Below are 22,574 nucleotides of genomic sequence, written 5' to 3'. Positions count from 1 at the left end.
ATGAGACAAACCCTTGCAAAGATTCTTGAAAAAAAACAGATCTGTGTCATTGACGGATCCATGGGGACAGCCCTGGAGCATTTGGGCGCCAATCTCAATAACTCCCTGTGGACAGCACGTGTGCTCTTGGATCAGCCCGAATTAGTAAAAAAGGTCCATCTGGATTATTTCCATGCCGGCGCGGACGCGGGCATTACCTGCAGCTATCAGGCCACCATTCCTGGACTCATGGCAAATGGCCTTTCGGAAAAAGAAGCCGAGGATCTCATTGTCCGTTCAGTCAAGGTCTTCCAGGAAGCCCGTAACGAGTGGTGGGAAAAAGAAGGCAAGGCCGCGGACCGCGCCTATCCCATGTGTCTAGCTGGCATCGGGCCTTATGGCGCTTATCTGGCTGATGGCTCGGAATATAAAGGCCATTACGGCATTCCTGACGCTGCCCTTCATGACTTCCATCAAAGACGGGCTGAGCTTTTGTGGGAAGCCGGCGCCGATGTCCTCCTTTTTGAGACCCAGCCTTCCCTTGGTGAAGCCAAAATTGAAGCGGCCATTGCAGAGCGGCTCGGCGCTGATTACTGGATCAGTTTCTCTTGTAAGGATGGGCTTCATATCAACGAAGGCGACCTCATCCGGGACTGTGCTGCTGCCTTCCGTAGCGGCTATCCGCGTCTAAGGGCCCTCGGCGTCAACTGCACAAAACCGGAATACCTTGAAAGCCTTATCAAGGAACTTGGAAAAGAAACGGATCTTCCGATTGTCGTGTATCCTAACAGCGGGGAAACCTACGATCCGGTTACCAAGACCTGGAATGGGAAAGGCGACGGCCATTCCTTCAAGGACTATGCCCGGACATATATGGAAGCCGGCGCCCGTGCCGTTGGCGGTTGCTGCACCACCGTATCTGAGCATATCGTCGCGGTGGCAAAAGCGCGAGAAGAATTCCTGGACCGTCAAAGTAAAGCATAAAATGAGGAAGGTGGGTCGTTTCAGCTGCTATTGGTATCCCTATATTTCAAAAGATCAGTTAATTAAAGACTTCAATTAAAGAACAAGAGCCCTAACCCGACTCTGCGCTTACAGTCGAGTTAGGGCTAGCTTTATGATGGGTTGTCTTTGTATTCTCGCCGCAGGGCCGTGAAAGCTATAAAATGGATCAAAACAGCGAAGCGAGAAATCGTGCAGGGGACGTATCCAGAGAGCGCTCCATTGTAAGACTGCGGAGTGCAGAGCCCTTTTATCCCTTACATCCGCATAGTATCAGGCGGATATAAAAAGCAGCGGAATCGTTTTCGTGTACGACGAAGTTTCGAATAGATTTTCTTAGCAGGATTGTAACAAATATGCTTGCTTACGGGAGTGGATGGTAGATGAAAATGGCGGTTTGGCACCGTGTGTTATGGGCCTTTGCCTTCCAATCTTTTCCTCCATTGCATCCATAAAATATGGATTAAGCAATGGAGGTATGTCATGATGCAGAATCGGAGCGATTTTTGCTTTGAGTACAATCATCCTAAAACCTTTACCATCTGCTCGGGATTCTTAGCCGGCTGTACTTTCTGCAGCGCCTTTACAATGGTGCCTTCTTCATCAATGAGGTAGGTTGAGCGTTCCGTGCCCATGTATTTCCGCCCGTACAGGCTCTTTTCCTTCCATACGTCATAAAGTTCCTGGACCTTATGTTCTGGATCGGAAAGAAGCGTAAAGGGAAGGGCGTAGGTCGTCACAAATTCCTCGTGCTTTTTGACGCTGTCCTTACTGATACCGATCACAACGGCGCCTTTTTCCGTAATGAGAGGGTAGCGTTCTTTAAAGCCGCAGGCTTGTTTCGTGCAGCCGCTTGTCAAGTCTTTCGGATAGAAGTAGAGGATGACTTTCTTCCCTTTGAAGTCTGATAGGGAGACTTCCTTTCCTTCTTGGTTCTGCAGGGTAAAATCAGGTGCTTTTGTTCCAACTTCAAGCATGGGTGTAATCCTCCTTAGAATAATGAAATTTCAGGACTCTTCCAGCTTTTTTGCTGGGCGTCCTTGATGATATCCCCCTGTTCAAGATGCCCGATGAGAAGGGCTGACGCAGGGTCGTGGCGCTGGTAGTTTTTCCTCACCAGGGCTTCATCGTAATTGGCATAGCAATAGCGGCAGAAATGAGAGCATGTATTATAAGCGCCGATATCGGCTCCAAGAAGACAGGTACAGCCTTCCCGCGGTGCTTTGCGGCGTGGTACGGAAAGTTTTTCACCAAGAGCTTCTTCGAGGACAGCCTGGGACAGACAGCCATTCGCATCGACATTGTCCCGCTCCAAGATGGCCGATTCACAGCACAGATGGATGGCGAGCCCTGTCTTTTTGGCAATTTCCGAAAAGGCATTGACGAGGAGCACCTGGTCATGGGCGCTGACGGGACGGGCTTCTGGAAAGTTGCGCTTTGTTTTTTCATAAAGATCGATGAAGCTAATGACCACTTGGTGTGTATAGCCTTGAAGCGTTTCTGCCATGGAGCGAAAGGCTTCGATATGGTATGCCGTCGTGTAGGTATGATTGATGAGAATGGGGTCGTAACGCCAGACGATGCGATTTGCGCCTATCTGATGGGACAGGTACTGGAACGCCGAAAGAATGTCCCTTTTGCTAGGCACGTTGGGTTCGATGTCCCTGCCATAGGGCGTAATCGTCACATGCCAAAAGGTATCAAAGATGCTCAGCGATTTTAGATGGGGCAGGATGGGATAGGGGTTCTTCGTACAAAAAACAAGGAGGTCAACGACACTGGGGTCGAGACGATAGCGCGTGACCTGATTTTCCGCATAAGGACTGCGGACTAGGACTTCACCGCTTTTTACTCGGTTCATGAACCAAGGGGTATAAAAAGCGGGTATATCCGTGCGGTTGCCTGTATTGAGGATCATGACCGGGCCTCCTTTCGAACGCAAATTCCTTTCTTCATATAGTATATATCGGTTGGGGGAAAAGAGGCAACGAGAAAGAATCTGCAATTTTCCTTCGTCTTTTTCCTCAATAAAGTGGACAAGATGAGTAGAACAAATTAGAATAGGAAGAGCTGTTAAATTGGGGGAGTCAGAGATATGAAACTAAATGAACTTGGCAAAGGGGAGACCGCCATGATCGATGCTTTCCATTTGCCTTTTGAAATTGAACGCCGTCTCCTTGCCCTTGGGATGACGCCGGGGACAACGGTCGATGTTGTGGACCGTAAAGGAAAGGGCGTCATGATTGTGACCGTCCGGGGCACCCGATTTGCCATGGGCTACAACCTGACACGCAATGTCGACGTGACAAGGGAGGTCTATCATGGCTGACGCAAAGACAAATCTCACCATTGGCTTCATTGGGAACCCGAACTGCGGGAAGACGACCTTGTTCAACGCCTATACAGGCGCCAATCTTAAAGTCGCGAACTGGCCGGGCGTGACTGTGGAAAAAGTAGAGGGTGCCATCCGCCACCACAACATGAATATCCGTCTTGTCGATCTGCCCGGGACCTACAGTCTCACAAGTTACACCATGGAAGAAATTGTTTCCCGGAAATTCATCCTCAGTGATGAGGTGGATGTCGTCATCAACGTAGTTGACGCATCGGCCCTTGAACGCAGTCTCTATCTGACGCTTCAGCTCCTTGAACTGGGTAAGCCGGTGGTCATGGCCCTTAACATGATGGATATTGTAGAAAAACGTGGGCTGGAGATTGACCTGCACCGGCTGCCAGAAATGCTCGGCATCCCGGTCATTCCCGTATCAGCTAGAAAGCGACGGGGCCTTGAAGTGCTCATTCACGCCGCGGCTCACCATAAGGACGTGAATACGACCGATCCCTTGATTCACGACCATGATCAACCCAGTACCCATGAACTCAATCATCAGGAATATGCCATGGTCTATTCCGATGATATCGAAGACCGAATCGACCAGATTTCCGCTTTTCTTGAAACTCATTATACGGATGTTCCCAATCGCCGCTGGGCCTCCATCAAACTTTTGGAGCGCGATAAGGAAGTGATGGAAAAGCTTCCTGTGAACTTGCCCGACGTGCTGGACCGGAGCTATGAAATCGATATCATTCGGCAAAAGTATGACTTTATTGAAGAAATCATTCGGGAAGTGGTCATCCACAAGGAAAAAAGGGATGAATTCACCGATCGTCTGGACCGAATCTTTACGGATAAGACATGGGGCATTCCTATTTTTCTTCTCATCATGGCCTTCATTTTTTTCCTTACCTTCACGGTGGGGGACTTTTTAAGCGGATTTCTTGAAGACGGTATTTCTGCCCTCACAGATTTTATGGCTGCCGCCATGTCGGCCCAGTTGGTCGCAAAGCCCCTGCAGTCCCTGATCCTTGATGGGGCCCTTGCGGGGGTGGGAACCATCATCACGTTTCTTCCCAATATCCTGATTCTTTTTCTGAGCCTGGGTTTTTTGGAGGACAGTGGCTATATGGCCCGCGTTGCTTATGTCATGGAAAATATCATGGGAAAGGTTGGGTTATCGGGCCGTGCCTTTATCCCTATGCTCGTTGGTTTCGGATGTACCGTGCCTGCCATTATGGCATCCCGAGGTCTTGAAAATAAACGGGACCGCTACAAGGTCATGCTCGTTACTCCGTTCATGAGCTGCAACGCTCGCCTGACCATCTATATTCTCTTTTCGGAAATCTTCTTCAATGAATATGCGATGGTGGCTGCTTATTCCATGTACATCATTGGCATTTTTGTTGCCATTGGCGTTTCCCTCTTGATCCATTGGACCGATGTTGCCCGTCATCTGGACAAGGAGGATTACCTCCTCATTGAGCTTCCTGAATATAAAATGCCGGATATGCGTACAGTTGGCATCTATGTTTCAGATAAAGTCAAAGGCTACCTGCAAAAAGCAGGAACTATCATCTTCTTAGGGACAATCGTGATCTGGGGGCTCTTGAACTTTGGACCCCAAGGGTATACGGAAGATCCGACACAAAGTCTGGGAGCTCTCTTAGGACACTCCCTGGTGCCTCTTTTTGCTCCTATTGGACTGGGATTTTGGCAGATTACGGTGGCCCTTCTTGCAGGAATTTCAGCAAAAGAAGTGGTTGTATCAAGCTGTGCCGTTCTTTTTGGAATCACCAATGCAACAAGCGGAGAGGGCATGGACCGGTTTCAGCAGGCTCTTGAAAGCATTGGTTTTACTTCCATTAATGCCTTGTGCCTCATGGTCTTTTGCCTGCTTTATGTCCCCTGTGTGGCAGCCCTTGCGACTATCAGGAAAGAATCAGGAAGCTGGGCCTGGACCCTTGGTGAAGCGGTGTTTCAGCTCGTGACGGCATGGGTGGTGACCTTTGTTGTTTATCAAGGATTTCAGATTATCTTCGGAGCGTAAATCACTCCAGCCCAGGTAAGGTACGAGCCCTTTCTTCAAAAGAGAACACGGGGTATTACGGAACGCAACGAAAAATAAAAGACGCCTCAAGCTGAACTTGTAAATGGATCCAGCTTGAGGCATTTTTGTCCTTTATGGGCGTGCAGTAACAATTCCTTGCGGCTGCAAAATTGCGAAAACTGTTTTTGTGCACAATGAAACCCGCATGTCCTTTTGTGTTTTGCTTGCGTTATTTTGAGAGGAAGCATCAGCCATATCAAAAGAGTAGCCCGTTAATAAGTTCAACTGCAAACTAAGAGTGCCGATCCGAACCAGTGCTGACGTTCAGTTTGTGGCCTACTTCATGATGATGGATCGAGAACCTGCTGCACCATGTTCCGTCATTTTAAGATTGACCGATATAGGACCCAGGGAATCATGCTTCTTCTACAAACGAAATCATTCCAAGCGGTGGCTCGACCGCCGACAGCTTTTTTCGGGCGAGATTATCTTGAAATTGTGTATCGCATCATTTTACTATGTGCCATGACCTCATTGCCATAAAATCAATCTTTTAAAGCCAATGATGACACGTAACTGTATCGAATCGGCACAATTTCTAATCCAAGTAAATAGAAAAGGTGCTGGTTGGGCCATGAACCCCTTGCTTCATATTCATCTGAATCCTCTTGACAAACCCACTCAAAATGGGTATAACATAGTTAAACGATTAAATAAATATTTAATTAAAATACATCGTGAGGTGAGTTGGATGAAAAAACGTTATGCAATCGTTGTCGACTGTGCCAACTGTGCAGCCAAGATGGAGGGCCTCGCTCAGGAAACTCCAGGCGTCAAGACGGCCGCTGTTAATTTTATGACCCAAAAGATGGCCATTGAATTTGAACCGGGAGCGGATGCGGGAACCGTTATGAAAGCCGTCAAGGAACGCTGCGAAAAAGTCGATGCAGAGGCTCAGGTCCTGATCTGATTGCTTTTTAATTAAAATTTGACTTAATCAAGAAGGAGAGATCATGGAAGCAGAACAAAAAGAAAGCCTGATCCGCATCGTTACGGCCGCGCTCTTGACGGCGGGTGCTCATCTTTTTATGGATGCTGGCCCGATGAAACCGGGCGAATCCCTCGTGACAAGGCTGTGGGAATCCTTGCCTTATTTTGCGGCTTACGCCGTCATTTCCTGGAATATCCTGATCAAGGCTTGGAAAAATATTCGCCGCGGCCAGGTTTTTGATGAAAACTTTCTTATGGCCGTTGCCAGTTTAGGGGCTTTTTTCCTCGGATTCTTCCAAAATGGGGAATACACGGAAGCCATTGCTGTTATGCTCTTTTATCAAGTTGGGGAACTATTTGAAGACTATGCGGTCGATAAGAGCCGCCGCAACATCAGCGAACTTATGGATATCCGTCCTGATTACGCTAATGTTGAAGAAAACGGGAAATTGATCCGCATCGATCCCGATGATGTGGCCGTAGGAACCCTCATTGTCGTACAGCCTGGTGAAAAAGTGCCGATTGACGGTACGGTCGTAAGCGGTCATTCTACCCTTAATACGGCCGCCCTTACGGGAGAAAGCCTGCCTCTTGATGTAGAACCGGGGATGGCCGTTGTCAGCGGGTCCATCAATCAGCAAGGTGTGCTTAAAATATGCACGTCAAAGGAATTCTGTGATTCCACGGTCAGCAAGATCCTCGAACTTGTTGAAGATGCAGGAAGCCGTAAATCTAAGTCAGAAAACTTCATCTCCAAATTCGCTCGCTATTACACGCCTATTGTTTGTTGCAGTGCCTTGGCCCTTTCCCTTATTCCGCCCTTTGTGCGGATCTTCATGGGCCTTGAACCTTTGTGGTCAAGCTGGATTTACCGGAGCCTGACATTTCTTGTCATCAGCTGTCCCTGTGCCTTGGTGCTCAGTGTTCCTTTGACATTCTTTGCCGGGATTGGCGGAGCAAGCCACGAAGGCATTTTGATTAAAGGGTCCAACTATATGGAAACCTTGTCACAGGCGGCCACAGTTGTCATGGATAAGACAGGGACCCTGACCAAGGGCGTTTTTGAAGTGGTTGGCATCCATCATTCACCTGTTGAAGACCATATCCTTCTTGAATGGGCCGCCCTTGCTGAAAATGCATCCAGCCATCCCATCAGTAAAAGCCTTCAAAAAGCCTACGGGAAACCGCTGGACCGCAGCCGTGTCACGGAAATTAAAGAACTGAGCGGCCGCGGTATTCAGGCCACCGTTGACGGACGCAGCATACTGTGCGGCAATGCCAAGCTCATGGAAGAAGCGGGGATTTCCTATCTTCCCTGCCATCAAGTGGGAACTCTCGTCCATATGGCCGTTGATGGGACATATGCAGGGCACATCCTGATTGCTGATGTCGTGAAACCGCATTCCATAAGGGCCATTGACGAGCTGAAAAAACAAGGCATCGCTACGGTTATGCTCACTGGTGATGCGAAACAGGTTGCGGAAAAGGTCGCTCAGGAGCTGGGGATTTCGCGTGTCTACAGTGAACTTTTACCTGAAGATAAAGTCACACTCCTGGAAAAGATTACCCAGCAGAAAAATGGCAATGAAAAGGTCCTTTTCGTGGGTGATGGCATCAATGACGCGCCTGTCCTTTCCCTAGCCGATGTAGGGATTGCCATGGGGGCTATGGGGTCCGATGCAGCCATCGAAGCTGCCGATGTCGTTTTGATGGATGATGATCCTTTGAAAATCGGGAAAGCCATTCGCATCTCTAAAAAATGCGTGTCCATTGTCCACCAAAATATTTATTTTGCCATCGGGATCAAGGTGATTGTCCTTATCTTGGGGGCGTTGGGCCTGGCCAATATGTGGATGGCCATTTTTGCCGATACAGGCGTCCTTATCATGGCCGTCATGAATGCCATGAGGGCTTTGTTCGTAAAAAAGGTCTGATTCTATCATCCTGCAGGGATCTGTGAAAAATGAGAACTTCATTTCTTCACAGATCCATTTTATTTCTGCGGTTTCTTGAATCTTCACAGTTTCTTCCCAAAAGAAAGCGATTTATCAAACTAAAGATGATATAATGGAATAACAGGGAAGAGCGACTAAACCGTCGGTCTTCCCCAAAAAAACTATCAATGAGGGGAAGAAACAACGTATGATCAAGGTATTTATTGATGGTTCCCAAGGAACCACAGGACTTCGTCTGAAAGATCGGCTCATGGAACGGAAAGATATTGAACTCCTTACAATTTCTGAAGAGGAGAGAAAATCCCTTCCTGCCCGGGCCCAAAAAGTCGCTGAGGCGGATGTCGCCTTTCTTTGTCTTCCTGACGCGGCAAGCCGCGAACTGGTAGAAACCGTCAAAGATGTAGATACAAAGATCATTGATACATCGACCGCTTTTCGCTGTGATGATCGGTGGGCCTATGGATTTCCGGAACTTGGGATTTCCTTTCTGGAAAAGATCCGAAATGGCAGCCGCATCAGCGTTCCCGGCTGTCACGCCAGCGGGTCCATTGCCGTTATCGCGCCGCTGGTCCAGATGGGCCTTGTCTCACCTAGTAGGACCCTGACCATTACCTCCTTGACCGGTTATTCCGGCGGTGGGAAAAAGATGATTGCTGAATACGAAGGGCCGCATGATCATGAGGTCGATGCCCCCCGTATCTATGCCTTGGGGCAAACCCATAAACATTTACCGGAGATCAAGAAGTATACGGGCCTTGCTTCGCTTCCCATCTTCCTTCCCATTGTGGCACCGTATTATTCGGGCATGTTGGTCACCGTGGGCATCGAAAATAGGGACCATCAGCGGCTGGAGGATATCCGTCAAGGCTATCGGGAATTTTTTGGCCCTTCTCCTTTTATCTCCGTAGCCGGAGAAGAGGAGAATCCAGTCATGCTTGGATCAAATACCCTTTCAGGAAAGGATTCCATGCGTCTTTATATTTGTGGGAACATGGACCGGATCACTGTATCGGCTCAGTTTGACAATCTCGGGAAAGGTGCCAGCGGAGCGGCCTTGGAGAGCATGAATATTGCCCTTGGTCTTGATCCAACGACAGGACTGTCCCTATAAGGTGCGGACGAAGGGCGGAAGAAATAAAAATTCTTAAAAAATAAGTAAAAAGGGCTTGCATTTTATAAGTTTGATGCTATAATAAGGATGTAAGCAAAAATAATTATTAATAAATACTTCTTCCAAAAATGGAAGAAGCCAATTTCAAGGGGAGGTTTTTACTATGAAAAAATTCATTTGTTCCGTCTGTGGTTATGTTTATGAAGGGGAAGAAGCTCCTGAAAAGTGCCCTCAGTGCGGTGCTCCGAAAGATAAGTTCACCGTTATGGGTGAAGGCAAAAAAGAATATGCCGATGAACATGTTCTTGGCGTAGCCAAAGGCGTAGATGAAAGAGTCATCGAAGGCCTGCGTCAAAACTTCACTGGTGAATGCTCCGAAGTTGGTATGTACCTTGCAATGAGCCGCGTTGCTTTCCGTGAAGGCTATCCTGAAGTTGGTCTATATTACGAAAAGGCTGCTCATGAAGAAGCTGAACATGCTTCCAAGTTTGCAGAAATGCTGGGCGAAGTTCTTTCCGACAGCACCAAGAAGAACCTCGAAATGAGAGCTGCTGCTGAACAGGGTGCCTGCAAAGGAAAGAAAGAACTGGCTACCTTGGCTAAACAGCTTGGCTACGATGCCATCCATGATACTGTTCATGAAATGTGCAAAGACGAAGCTCGTCATGGCCGTTCCTTCGACGCCCTGCTGGCTCGTTATTTCGGCAAATAATCACAAATCTGCCCGCATCCTCCATGGGTGCGGGCTTTTTGTCTCTTGTGGCAAAATTTTGGCAAATGGATTCAAGCTTCAAGGTACGGTTTTGTTTTTATCAAAAAATGGATTGATTCACGGATTAATTCCCGTTTGGATGCTGACAATACATTTGCTGGTTTTTTGTTTTGTCAAGTTGAGAGAAAACCTGTTCCTCAATCTCCCGAAATCACGTGTTCCTACGCCTATTTTTTAACCGTCTCAATGAGGTTGTTATCGCCTTCAGTGAATCCATTGGAATATGGCTGGTTCCATCGCTTGCATCATTGGGCGTTACCTCAATCTTGCGGGCCATAAATCGTTTTGACTGGACGATTTCCAGGGGGTGAGGATATGGAAAAAACACGATAACAAGAGAGCCTTTCGCTAGGGATGGCAGGGGAATTTGTTAAATCGAGCGCCCTCATTGTAAAATAAGGGAAACTTGTTCTTCCATAATCATGCGTTTCCGAAAAGCGCAAGACGGGCAGACTAGAACAAAATATCGCAGGAAATCCAGCGCCTCATTTAGATCCGTACCCATCATCAGGTTGCGTCTTTCTTAGGAATCTATGAGCGTCTTTTTCGCTGGCCAAATAAGGAGACATCCTGCACTTCACAGTCATTTCCTTTTTTTGTCATAAAGATTTTATTTGTTCTTTCGATTTTTACGCTGTATAATGGAGCAAGTGGTATATCCAATTTGCATGGGTCTTTCTTTGAGGGAGGATTCTGTTAAGGAAGGTTGTTATAACTATGGAAAGACAACAGACCGTACTGATTGCTGATGATGAGGCACAGATCCGAGAGATCTTGAGCCTTTATTTTAAAAAAGAAGGCTTCAAAGTGATTGAAGCGGCCGATGGGGCGGAAGCCCTGGTGCAGATCCAGGCGGGGAAACCGGACATCATCCTTCTGGATATCATGATGCCTGTCCTCGATGGTTTTGAAGTCTGCAAACAGGTCCGTAAGATTTCTGATGTGCCAATCATCATGCTGACCGCCAAGGATTTTGATGATGACCGTATCCTGGGTCTGGAGATGGGGGCCGATGATTACATCGCAAAGCCATTCAATACCCGCGAAGTTGTCGCCCGCGTTAAGGCTGTCCTGCGTCGCAGCAGCCAGTTCCTGCAATCCCAGAACAAGCAAGTCCTTGAATATCCCGATCTCATGATCAACTTAAGTGAATATCGCGTCGTTGCCTTTGGCCGGGAAGTGACCTTTACGGCAAAGGAAATGGAGCTTCTGTGGTGCCTTGCATCAAACCCGGGCATTGTTTTTTCACGCAATCAGCTGCTTGAAAAAATTTGGGGGTATACGTATTACGGGGATACCCGCACGGTCGATACGCATATCAAGCGCGTTCGCCACAAATTGGACATTCCCAAGGATGCGAAATGGGATATCGTGACCGTTTGGGGCGTTGGCTATAAGTTTGAGGTCAAGAAGTGAAAAAGTCATTAAGTACGAGGCTCATGTATAGCTACATGGGCCTTATTGTCATTATCATCGTAGGGATTTCCGTAGGACTTTCCTATTTGATTACGGATTATTTCTTCCGTACAAAGGAGACGGAACTGAACCAAAAAGGGGGAGAAGTAGCCCTCATTGTCCGCTATTTCAACGCGTCAGGGGCGTCGTCCGCCATGTTGAGCCAGTACCTTACAAGTGTGGATCAACTGATTGGCGCGCGTATCTGGGTCTTTGATTCCAATTACCGCCTCATCAATGCCTCCGAAACGATGCGGGATATGGAAAAAGATCTTCGTACAGCCCACGACATGCCGAGTGCCGGCGCCAATGACCCCTCCTCCCGCCGCAAGGGAAGCTCCGTTGAAGCCATTGACCAGCAGCTTCGGGAAGGCGGTCCCCTCAATGATAAAGTCAAATCTATTCTCTCGAGCGTCTATGAACGCAACCGTGTCAATGCCCGGCTCTTTCATCCCTACTATAAGGAACAGGTGCTCTTGGTAGGGCTTCCCATGGAAGATTCACATCAGGAAATTACAGGGGCCATTTTGCTGGCTGCCCCCATTGATGGGTTAAACCGTGTCCTGCGCGATATCTATATCTACACGATCATTGTCGGCATTGCCGCCCTCGTCATCAGTGTCATCATTGTGTCAGGACTCACGCGGCGCCTTGTGCGTCCCCTTGTAGACATGAAAAACAGCGCCAAGGCCATTGCTTCCGGCGATTACTCCTTGAAGGTTGTCGTAGACGGGGAGGATGAAGTGGCTGATTTGGGCCGCTCCCTGAATTCCTTGGGCCGTGACCTGGAACAATTTGTCCTTAAGACCAATAAGATGGAAAAACTGCGCCGCGACTTTGTAGCCAATGTTTCCCACGAACTGCGGATGCCCATTACTATCATCCAAGGATATAATCAGGCCATCCTCGATGGAACGGTCACAGATCCGGATGATATAAAAAAATATAGGAAACTCATTGATAATGAGACCCAGCGCCTGGAACGGCTGATCAATGAACTTCTTGAAATCAGCCGTCTCCAACGCAAGGAAAATGAGGAAATGGAACCTGTGCCGTTGGGTGAGATTACGGAAAACGTCGTGAGCATGATGGAAGTTCGGGCCCAAAAGCGGGATATCCGGCTCGAGCGCTACCTTGATGACAATCTCATGGTCATGGGCAACGGGGACCGGCTCTTCCAGCTTGTCATGATCTTGGGGGATAATGCAATGAAGTATTCCCCTGATTCATCATCCATCGTCTTCCAAGTCCTTCCCAGCCGCACCGGAGGCGCTGTGTTAACGGTGACAGACCACGGGTATGGGATCCCTCAGGAAGACCTTCCCTATATCTGGGAACGCTTTTACAAGGTGGATAAGTCCCACTCACGCCATATCCCGGGAACTGGCCTAGGCCTCGCCATTGCAAAGGAAATTATTCGTATCCATAAAGCCAAGGTCCAGGTCCAGAGCGAAGTGGGGAAGGGAACGACCTTTATGATCACGTTTCCCCCTGCCAAGGTCAAAAGCAAAATGGGAAAGGAACATGTGGCAGAAGTGGTTGAGCCCGTTGTGCCTCTTCCTGATGAAGATCCAGTGGAGCCGGAAGGAAAGTGATCCATATGAAAAAAGAACTCCTTACGCTGTGTTTTTGCCTCATCGGGCTGTGGGGAGCAGGTACTGTTCAGGCCACGGCACCAGTCACCCCAACCCAGCCGTCTGCTCTTAGGTATTTCGGAAATGCCCATGAAACCCTTGCCTTGGTGCCGCAAAAAAGTGGTTTTTCCCTCTGCTATGCGCTCCCCGGCGAAAATGGGACGCGCTGGAACTGGTTTTATCTGTCTCCTGAACGTAAGGACAGCTACACCCTTCGGGAAGAAGGCCCTACGGTCAAAGCTGACAGTACGGTCCGTCTGTCCCCTGGTGGATCCCAGCTTGTTGCAGGCCGTTATGTCTACCCTGCCATGACCTATACGGGCAAGCCGCCTGATGAAGCCTTTCAGGAAGCTCCCTACGAGATGGCCCCTGATGAAGAGGCCTTGATTGGATACTATCACGGCGGCGGAGATGTGCTCCTTGTCCGGGAACATCAAGGAGAACTGGAACTACTTTATGAGCTTGAAAAAAATGATCGGGATTTTACGAAAAGCAACAGCTTTGCCTTGGTAAAGAATCATTATGATGCCTATACACTGATGGAAAAGGGCCCCTATACGGATACGTCCTCTCCCGTCCGTTTTGACCGAAATGGATCAGGGTTGGGAATCAGCCTGCGCATAGGCAATCATTCCTACAGCCGAATTTTTACGCGAGGCGAAAATGACAGGCCTTGGCGCGTCAAACCGGTCATGACCTTGGCGCAGGCAAGGGAAAAAGCCAAGGCCTTTCCCGTCCCTTCAAAAATAGCTGCAGAAAAGCTTGATCTTGTAAGCGTGAGCGATGTTGTTTCAACGGCAAAACTTGACCTCCGCTACAGTACGGCGAATAATCTATTTGGAGAAGCTATCGTGTCAAGCAAAAAGGCAGAACTGAACCGTAAGGCCGCACAAGCTTTGAGCCGGGCGGCAGAAATACTGGCTTCTAAAGGGTATGGGCTCCTTATCTGGGAAGGCTACCGTTCTTATGAAGATTTTGCTGTGGCAAAGCTGCTCTTGGGTCCTTCCCGTGACAGCCTTTTGCCCCCTTTAAGTGAAGGTTATTCCCATAATACGGGGCGCAGCCTTGATGTGAGTCTCTATGACCTTGAGACGGGAACCCCCATCAAGATGATCTCTGATTTTGATGAACTGTCACCTGCTCAGTTTCGGGCTTTTCCAGGTGGTACGGATCTCCAGCGCTATTTGCGCGGCCTTCTCGATTATGCCATGACGCAAAGTGGATTTAACGGCAGCGACATGGAATGGTGGCACTACGAATACAAAGGATAATCATACATATTGCAGCAGGTCTTCTCTTTACAAAGAAGGCCTGCGTTTTTTTAGCTCCTCATGGGAGTTTCTGTACAATCACAGAAAATTGGCATTCCAATCTTTTCTATGTTAGAATAGGAGGCATAACCAAAAAAAGGAGGAGAAATCCCATGAACGTATATGATCAAATGAATCAGGTGTGCGAAGCCATCCGCGATTCCCACGAATACAAAAAGATGCAGGAGGTCAAACCGAAACTCGCGGCCGATAAGGACGCGGAATCCATGGTCAAGGACTTCCTCAAGCAGAAGTCAGAAATTGAACTGGCCCAGTATCAGGGAAAGAAACCGGACGAAGCTCAGGTACAAAAGATGCAGAAACTTTATGAAGTGCTGCAGCTAAATCCCGTTGCCAGCGAATATATCCAAAACTACATCCGCTTCCAGATGATGCTGGGCGACCTGTCCAAGGCTTTCAGCGATACCATCAAGGAAGCTGTCGAATGATGGACTTTGATGGTCTTTGCGCGTATGTAAAGGTGCATTTTCCTAATTCGTTCAGCATCGGGGAACCGATGAAGGACCATACGACCTTTGCTATTGGCGGACCGGCCGATCTATTTGTGACGGTGCGGGAGGCCAAAGCGCTCCAGGCCCTCTTGAAAAAGGCACGGGACTGTGATGTGCCTTACCTTATCCTAGGGAAAGGCTCCAATATGCTCGTCCGTGACGGCGGCATTCGAGGCCTTGTTGTTCATTTGGATGAAGGGGGCGCGCAGCTCGTGACTGGTTACGAACTGCGCGCCGGCGGCGGCGTGCCCCTTTCTCAGGTTTCCCAACTGGCGGCTGCCCATGGACTGGGCGGCCTCACGTTTGCCATCGGTATTCCCGGCAGCCTTGGCGGTGCCGTGCTCATGAATGCCGGTGCCTATGGCGGGGAAATGAGCGATGTCATCAAGGAAGTGACCTTCCTTGATGAAAACCTGGACTTTCAAACCGCAAAGGCTACGGACCTTTCCTACAGCTACCGTCATTCCTATTTCATGGATCATCCAGGCTGCGTCATCGTCGAAGCGGTCATGGAGCTATGGGCTCAGGCATCCTGTGAAATCGAAGCGGAAATGGCGGACTTTACGAAACGCCGCAAGGAAAAGCAGCCCTTGGAGTACCCCAGTGCGGGCAGCACCTTCAAACGTCCGCCCGGTTATTATACAGGTCCCCTTATCCGGCAGGCAGGTCTTGCCGGCCTTGTCATGGGCGGCGCTCAAGTGAGCAAAAAGCATACGGGCTTTGTCATCAATCGTGAGGAGGCAACCGCGCGAGACGTGCTGCGCCTCATTAAAACCATTCAATATAAGGTCAGGAGCCAGTATGGCGTCCTTCTTGAACCGGAAGTCAGGATCTTTGGGGAAGACACGGATGAAAAGCGGGGGAGCTGACAGCATAGAGGACTTTTCCTTTAGCGAGGAAAGGTCCTTTGTTTTATGGATAAGGTGATTGCTGGGTTAATTTTCACCCTATGATACGGACTATATTGAACTTTTGTTCTGCTTCCGTCATAATAGGAGAAGAAGCCAAAGAAAAGAATCTTGGCAAAGGAGGAACCATGGAAAAAACCTTATGGATCACGGGCCTTGGGGAGACCATGCGACCAGATTTCCTGAAAGAAGCGGTCCAGTACCCTTATGGAAAAGCCCTTTTTCTTGTGCCAAACCTGTATTTTAGAAACCTGGTCCGTCGCCATGGCGTCGTCAAGACGAGTACCATCGATGCCCTGCCGCGGGAAATCCTGCGCTTAAACGGACGGGAAAATGAACGGATGCTGATTTCCCGGGATACGCAGGCCCGCATTGCATCAGAAGCCATCGAGTATCTTGTTGGAAAGGAACTATTGCCTTATTTTAGGACCCTTGCCGATAAAAAGGGGTTCTGTGACAGTGTCGTCCAGCTATTGACAGAACTTGAAACGTGTCATGTGACGGGTGAAGATTTCAAGAACGCCGTCCTTTCCTGGAACCGTGAGGAAAAGCGGGGAGGGGAAAAGGATAAGGAAATTGCCCTCATCCTTTCTGCTTATGAAGCTCTCATGAATGAACGCCATCTTTGCGACCTGAATGGTCTCTATGACGCGGCCCTTGACGTGCTGCAAGATCCAGGGGCGATTCTCCCATGGGAAAAATTGTATTTCAGTGAGTTCAACGAACTGACAGGTCTTCAGATGGCTCTTGTAAAAGCCCTGGGAAAACGGGTTTCCATCTCTTTTGGCCTTTTTTATGATGAGTCGCGACCTGATTTATCGGAAGCAACGCGAAAACTCGAAGAAGATCTCTTGGGAGATGGGTATGAAAAGATAATTGCACCAAAAAAAGTGAGCCGTCCTGAGGACCTTGCCTATTTTGCCGAAACGTTTCCCAAAGCAACTGGCGATGCCGTGGCTGCGCAGCACATCTATCTTGGTGAAGCGTCCAGCGTTGACAGCGAAATCAAGATGGTCCTTACAGACGTCAAGAAAAAGCTCAAAAGCGGCGTGGCGCCCCATGAAATTCTCCTTCTTGTACGGAATCTCAATGACTATCAGGGTCTTGGCCGGTACATGGAAGAATACGGTCTCTTGTCGACCCTTGCAGATGTGACGGACCTTGCCGGTCAGCCTTTGCCCCTGTTCCTTACAAAACTCTGGGAAGCAGCGCTAACGAAGGATGATACGATGCCCCTTCTAGCCCTTATGAAGACAACGCTCATGCAGGAACTTTTCCATGTGGACCGGATAGCCGTAGGTCACCTTGTCGAGGAAAGCTATATCGAGACGCCAGGGTTCCTTTTGGAACGCATTTCCCATCTTTCCGGTGTTTCGGACCTGAAGCCTCTTTTTGAAGCGCTCCAGACGCCAAAGACCTGTACGCAGTGGCGGGATTATCTTGACGAAAGGCTCACGGAATGGGACCTTGTGCGGACCTTTGGCAGGCTCCATCAGGAGGGAAAAGTGACCCTTTCGGAAGTGAAGATCATGGCTCAGTCCGAAGACTTCGTCAGGGCCTTTTTTGACCGTCTCGAAGCCCTTTTTGAAGCTGTCGGCAGCAAGGACCTCTCCGTCGGATTGGGGGACATCTTTTCTTATTGGAAGGAGGCCCTCATTGGCACGACTATTACGCTGACGCCGAGTCATGAAGAAGGTATCCGTGTCATGGAAGCCTCCGATATTCAAGGCGTTCCTTATCCTTATGTCTATATCCTGGGCGTGAGGGATGGGCTCTTTCCGGCTATTTCCCGGGAAAGCTGGCTCTACAGCGATGAAGAACGGACAGAACTTGCTGCTCTTGATATCCCCTTGGGTACGTCCGCACGGCGCCTTGCCCGGGATCGCTTTTTCTTTGCTTCGGCTGTCAGCCTTGCCGAAAAGGAAGTTCATCTTTCCTGGTTTGCTGACGATGAGGGCGGCGCAAGCTATTATATTGAACGGCTGCGGCACTTTTTCACGCCTCACGCCCTGCCATTTGTGACGTATCATTCAGATGTCCATGACTGTTACAGCGAGCCCCAAATGGTACGCTATCTCATGGAAGCGGAAAATCTGGGCGAAAAGGAAGCCACCTATCTGGCAGACCATGTGGACGCGAAAATTTTGCTGCGGGCCCAGGACGAAAAGAATCGGTTTGCTCCAAAGAGCCTTTATAATGGCTATTTGGGACCGCAGGAAGAAACGCTCCATCTTTCCGCATCCCAGCTTGACGGTTTTCTCACGTGTCCCTTTATGTACTTATTTACTCATGTGTGGAAGCTTGACGTAAAAGAAGCAAAGACGGCATTTCCTACACCGGACGTTGTGGGAAACCTGATCCATCTGACCCTTTCCCGCTTCATGGGGCGTCACTTGGGGGAAGCGCTCTTTACAAAGGAACTGGAAATGCTGTGGCAGGAACTTAGTGAGGCGTACCAAGCTGCTTATACCGAAATGGAACGGAACGGGGATATTCCCCGGTCCCGCTACTCGGACCACATTCGAAAAAGCTATGAAGAATGGCTGAAGCGCTGGCTCCGCATGGAAGTGGACTATGAGGAAAAGAGCCCTACTGGAGTCACGGTTTGTGCCGTAGAAAAGGCCTTCGGCCGAAAAGGCGCGGCTTGGCCTCCTTATGACCTTACGGTGGATGGAAAGAAAGTCTATCTTTCCGGCCAGATTGACCGCATTGACCGAAGTGAATCAGGCTACCTCATCATGGACTACAAAACGGGCGGACGGCCGACCACGGCTCGTATGGATGAAGGAAAAGCCGTCCAGCTGCCCCTTTACATCAAGGTCCTCGAACGCAATCTGGGTCTTATTGACCAACAGATTTTTGGCGCTATTTATGGAGATATCCGAACGGGACGCCGCGTGGGCGGCATGTGGTCGAGCGTTGGCAAAGCGGCTAAAGAGGCACCAAAGAGCGTACGAGGAAAGGATATGGAGGACGTTCTCAAGATTTCCGAAAACGTTATCGCTGCGGCTGTTCGGCGCATGAGAAGTGGGGACTTTGCCGCAGAGCCGTACAACGGAAAATGCCCGGATTACTGCCCCGCCCGTGACATTTGCCGCATCAAGGACAACCAAACCCACGAAATGATGAGCGCTGAGGAGGATGCAAATGGCTGATTTCACTAAAGAACAAACCCTTGCCATTACCACATTGGACCGGAATGTCTCCGTCTCAGCCGGTGCGGGATCTGGGAAAACGCGGGTCCTTGTCGAGCGTTTCCTGACCATCTTGAAAGATCCGGACAAAAGCGCCAACAGGATCCTTGCCATTACCTTTACCCGCAAAGCGGCTCGGGAAATGCGGGAACGCATCCGTAAGTCCCTCTTGGAAGAAGTGGGGAAGACGAGCGGTGAACTGCGGGCCCATTTCGAAGAACAGTTGCGCCACCTTGATGGCGCGCCCATTACGACCATCGATGGCTTCTGCTCCCAGATTCTGCGCGATCATCCTGTTGAAGCAGGGATGGATCCTCAGTTTACGGTGAAGGAAGAATATGAAGTAAAGGAATTCCAAGCTTCCGTTATCGATGCCTTCCTGCGGGATCTGCTCAAAAAAGAAGATGAGGATCTGGAGCTTTTATTGGGCCTTTATCACCCGGGGAGGCTTGGCAGCATGCTTTATGGTCTTCTTGAAATCCTGCCGGACCTCATGGCTTTGGGGGATCTTTCTTCCCCTTATGTGGTACGTCAAGAGGATTGGGAAGAAGCAAAGATCCGGGCGGAAGAAACCTTCCTTGCCATGCTCGCCTCTGGGGCAGACCTAAAACCTTCAAAGACGAAAGACGCCCTCTTGGAGCTTGAAAATGCACGGGCAATCTACCATGAAGCCCTTGTTGCAGATGATCTTGAAACTGTTCTTCCCTTTATGAACCTTATCCGCGCAGCAGGAAAAGCGGCCCCTCTCATCAAGGAGTGGAAAGAGGCCTTAATCAAACTTCAAGGTTACGCACGCAATGAAGTGGCCATTCCTTATGCCAAAGCGTGGAATGGCCTGCTGCACCGCCTTGCGGACCGTCTCGAAGAAGAATCCCTGCGTCAGGAAATTTTTAGTTTCTCTTTCCTTGCAGGACGGGCGGTCTCTCTTTTGCGGAATTATCCCGAAATCTGCCGGGCCTACCAGCATCGTTTTGACTACATCATGGTCGACGAGTTCCAGGATACGAATGAGCAGCAAAAAGAACTGGTTTACCTGCTTTCAGGGGCGACAGCTAGTGAGCTGCGGGGGAAGAACCTTTTTATCGTCGGTGATGCCAAGCAGTCCATCTACCGATTCCGCGGTGCCGATGTCACGGTCTTCCGTGTTGTCCGTGATGACATCATACATTCTGGCGGAACGGACATTGTCATGGCCGATAATTTCCGCTCTGCCCCAGAAATCATCGAGTCCTGCAACTGTCTCTTCCGTGACCTCTTGGGGACGGACCCCCAAAAGGCGGTCATGGCCCAGGACCTTGTGCCCCATCAGAAAGCGACGCAAAAACCCATTCTTGCCATCATTGACCAAGAAGACGGCACATTTGCCGACGCACAGCGGGCCGAAGCTCAGTGGGTGGCACAAAAGATTGATGCTATCGTAAAAAGTCATGAGGAACTGGGGTATGGGGACATTGCCATTCTCGTACCGGCCATCCGGCTTGCTGAGCCTTATGCCGCAGCTCTTGCAGAGGCCCATATTCCCTATACCATGACGGATGGGAAGGGCTTTTATGAACAGCAGGAAGTCATTGACATCATCACCATCATGACCGCCGTTCTTTCGCCTGATGTGGATTGGGCCATGGCCGGCGTCCTTCGGTCTCCGTACGGCGGTCTCACGGATCAAGAAATCCTTGGCCTTTTGCGCATGTATCCCCAAAAGAACCTGTGGGAGAGCCTGTCCCAATCTATTGAACCGAGCCATGTCAGTCTTTGGAAGAAACTCACGGTCCTCATGCACGTGAGCCGCTTGGGTTCTTTGCCAGAACTTTTTGATGCCATCATGGAGACGCTCCATGTGGAAAGTCTCCTTCTTGCTATGCCTCATGGACGAGAAAAGATGGCAAACGTGTGGAAACTGCGTTCCATGGCTGCTTCCTTTGCCATGCAGGAAGGGGGCGGCAGCGAAGACTTTTTGGACAGATTGAACCTGATGCGCAGGATGCAGGCTCGGGAAAGCGGCGCTGCCTTGGAACCGGACGCCAAAAGCGTGCAGATCATGACCATCCACAAGTCCAAAGGGTTGGAATTTCCCGCTGTTTTTTTACCGGATCAACAGTATAAATCGCCTCCTGACAGGCTCGGCCTTCAGTATCTTCCCGGCGCTGGTCTTGGCATTATGATTCCTGGTGATGAAGGACCGCAAAAGACCGCCCTTTATGAAGAATTGAGCGAGGACAATCGCGCCCTCGAGTGGGAAGAAAAGAAACGCCAGCTTTATGTTGCTATGACGCGGGCTGAAAAATATCTTTTCCTGTCGGCTGCTGTGAGTGAAGAAAAGGAATCTGTCAGACGGGAAAAACGGGCTAAAGGACGTGTCAAGAGCCGGGAAAATTGGTATGAAAGCCTGCGCCGTATTTTCCATGATGGTGAGGGAAAAGACCTTGTCGAATGGGTGGAACTGAAAGCGTCGGAAATCCTTGCCTTACCCCTTTCCTTTAGTATCCAGGAAGCACCGCCCCTTGAACTTGAAGCCGGCGCCTTCGAAAAATTGAAAGCTGTGGAATTTCCACAGAAAGTGATCCTTAGCGCCACGGCCCTTGGGACTTATGACCTTTGCCCGCGCCGCTACTTCTATCAGTATCGGAGCCATATGCCGAGCCTTGATCCCGATGTGGTAGGGACGGGGAGTGTCCGCATTCCGCCGGCAACGCTGGGGACCTACATCCATAAAGTCTTGGAACTTTGCCGCACGGCACCGGCTGAAAAAGCAAAGGAACTGGCACTTCTTGAAGAATCATACAGCGATGGGGAAAAGAACGTTCTCCGAAAAGAAGGGGGCCCCCTCATCGATGCCTACCTTGCGTCGCCCCTTTATGCTGCTTATGGGGACTTTCCCCAAGATGCAGAAGTCGATTTTGAACTGCCTCTCATGACTGTAGGGAATGCGTCGGTCTACTTTGAAGGCAGCATCGATAAAGTCGTCCATCTGCCAGATGGAACGCTTGAAATCATCGACTATAAGAGCGGTCATCCGCCCCTTGATGGCATGGAACGAAAAGCTTATTCGCGGCAGCTTGCCATCTATAGCCTTGCCGCCGAAGCCCTTTATCACATGAAAGTGAGTCAGGCCTCGCTCCATTTTCTGCGCAATCTCTCGACCTGGGAACTTACTGACCGGGACAGGGAAGCGGCAGAACTTAAAGCGCTCCTTACAAAACTCCAAACCCTTGGCGAAGAAGAAGACTTTGCCGTGAAAACGGACGCCTGCACTTATTGCGGTTATGGCTATTTTTGCAAAAAGTAAGCGGTCATCCATCGTTGCGCCACCATCATCAAAAGACCTTAACCGAACCCAGGAGACTGGTTTGGTTAGGGTCTTTGGCTT

Annotated in this window: 16 protein-coding genes; 14 read left to right on the top strand and 2 right to left on the bottom strand. The window is 49.6% G+C overall.

The window, feature by feature from the left end; genetic code table 11:
• Positions 1-963 carry a homocysteine S-methyltransferase gene (gene mmuM, locus H503_RS0106655; protein WP_009015456.1) on the top strand — a complete coding sequence of 321 codons (963 nt, stop codon included), beginning with the start codon at positions 1-3 and terminating at the stop codon, positions 961-963.
• 539 nt (positions 964-1,502) lie between these two features.
• Here mmuM and bcp read toward each other — a convergent pair.
• Together bcp and H503_RS0106645 are read right to left on the bottom strand one after the other, a co-directional pair.
• Entirely contained in the window at positions 1,503-1,958 is a 456-nt protein-coding gene (bcp, locus tag H503_RS0106650; protein ID WP_009015455.1) for a thioredoxin-dependent thiol peroxidase, read from the bottom strand.
• Positions 1,959-1,972: 14 nt separating this feature from the next.
• The gene (locus H503_RS0106645; RefSeq protein WP_014128643.1) at positions 1,973-2,899 is read right to left on the bottom strand and encodes a DUF1848 domain-containing protein; all 927 of its coding nucleotides are present in this window, start codon (positions 2,897-2,899) and stop codon (positions 1,973-1,975) included.
• Positions 2,900-3,076: 177 nt separating this feature from the next.
• Between H503_RS0106645 and H503_RS0106640 the strand changes: the two genes are divergently transcribed.
• The 13 genes from H503_RS0106640 to H503_RS0106580 all read left to right on the top strand — a co-directional run bounded on the left by H503_RS0106640 (position 3,077) and on the right by H503_RS0106580 (position 22,493).
• Positions 3,077-3,310, top strand: coding sequence for a FeoA family protein (locus tag H503_RS0106640; protein WP_009015453.1), 234 nt, complete (start codon positions 3,077-3,079; stop codon positions 3,308-3,310).
• Positions 3,303-5,366, top strand: coding sequence for a ferrous iron transport protein B (feoB, locus tag H503_RS0106635; RefSeq protein ID WP_009015452.1), 2,064 nt, complete (start codon positions 3,303-3,305; stop codon positions 5,364-5,366). Before H503_RS0106640 ends, feoB begins: the two co-directional genes overlap by 8 nt.
• Before the next feature lie 751 nt (positions 5,367-6,117).
• The gene (locus H503_RS0106630) at positions 6,118-6,336 is read left to right on the top strand and encodes a cation transporter (protein WP_014128642.1); all 219 of its coding nucleotides are present in this window, start codon (positions 6,118-6,120) and stop codon (positions 6,334-6,336) included.
• Positions 6,337-6,379: 43 nt separating this feature from the next.
• Complete coding sequence (locus H503_RS0106625; protein WP_009015450.1) at positions 6,380-8,290, top strand: heavy metal translocating P-type ATPase; 1,911 nt, start codon at positions 6,380-6,382, stop codon at positions 8,288-8,290.
• A gap of 208 nt (positions 8,291-8,498) precedes the next feature.
• Complete coding sequence (argC, locus tag H503_RS0106620; RefSeq protein ID WP_009015449.1) at positions 8,499-9,422, top strand: N-acetyl-gamma-glutamyl-phosphate reductase; 924 nt, start codon at positions 8,499-8,501, stop codon at positions 9,420-9,422.
• A 163-nt stretch (positions 9,423-9,585) separates the two neighbouring features.
• Entirely contained in the window at positions 9,586-10,134 is a 549-nt protein-coding gene (locus tag H503_RS0106615; RefSeq protein ID WP_009015448.1) for an NADH peroxidase, read from the top strand.
• A gap of 777 nt (positions 10,135-10,911) precedes the next feature.
• Positions 10,912-11,610 (top strand): response regulator transcription factor, encoded by a 699-nt coding sequence (locus H503_RS0106610; RefSeq protein WP_016459500.1) that lies wholly within the window; start codon positions 10,912-10,914, stop codon positions 11,608-11,610.
• 23 nt (positions 11,611-11,633) lie between these two features.
• The gene (locus H503_RS0106605; protein ID WP_226828481.1) at positions 11,634-13,244 is read left to right on the top strand and encodes a sensor histidine kinase; all 1,611 of its coding nucleotides are present in this window, start codon (positions 11,634-11,636) and stop codon (positions 13,242-13,244) included.
• A 5-nt stretch (positions 13,245-13,249) separates the two neighbouring features.
• Positions 13,250-14,554 (top strand): M15 family metallopeptidase, encoded by a 1,305-nt coding sequence (locus H503_RS0106600; protein WP_016459501.1) that lies wholly within the window; start codon positions 13,250-13,252, stop codon positions 14,552-14,554.
• 152 nt (positions 14,555-14,706) lie between these two features.
• Entirely contained in the window at positions 14,707-15,042 is a 336-nt protein-coding gene (locus H503_RS0106595; RefSeq protein WP_009015444.1) for a YlbF/YmcA family competence regulator, read from the top strand.
• Positions 15,039-15,974 carry a UDP-N-acetylmuramate dehydrogenase gene (murB, locus tag H503_RS0106590; protein WP_016459502.1) on the top strand — a complete coding sequence of 312 codons (936 nt, stop codon included), beginning with the start codon at positions 15,039-15,041 and terminating at the stop codon, positions 15,972-15,974. The genes H503_RS0106595 and murB overlap by 4 nt, the downstream gene beginning before the upstream one ends.
• Before the next feature lie 167 nt (positions 15,975-16,141).
• Positions 16,142-19,168 (top strand): PD-(D/E)XK nuclease family protein, encoded by a 3,027-nt coding sequence (locus tag H503_RS0106585; RefSeq protein WP_016459503.1) that lies wholly within the window; start codon positions 16,142-16,144, stop codon positions 19,166-19,168.
• Positions 19,161-22,493: a UvrD-helicase domain-containing protein gene (locus tag H503_RS0106580; RefSeq protein ID WP_014128529.1), complete on the top strand. Its 3,333-nt coding sequence runs from the start codon at positions 19,161-19,163 to the stop codon at positions 22,491-22,493. Before H503_RS0106585 ends, H503_RS0106580 begins: the two co-directional genes overlap by 8 nt.
• Positions 22,494-22,574 lie beyond the last annotated feature (81 nt).

It is taken from the genome of Acidaminococcus intestini DSM 21505, from assembly GCF_000425045.1.
Lineage (GTDB): Bacteria > Bacillota > Negativicutes > Acidaminococcales > Acidaminococcaceae > Acidaminococcus > Acidaminococcus intestini.
This window is presented reverse-complemented; position numbering and strand designations above follow the sequence as displayed.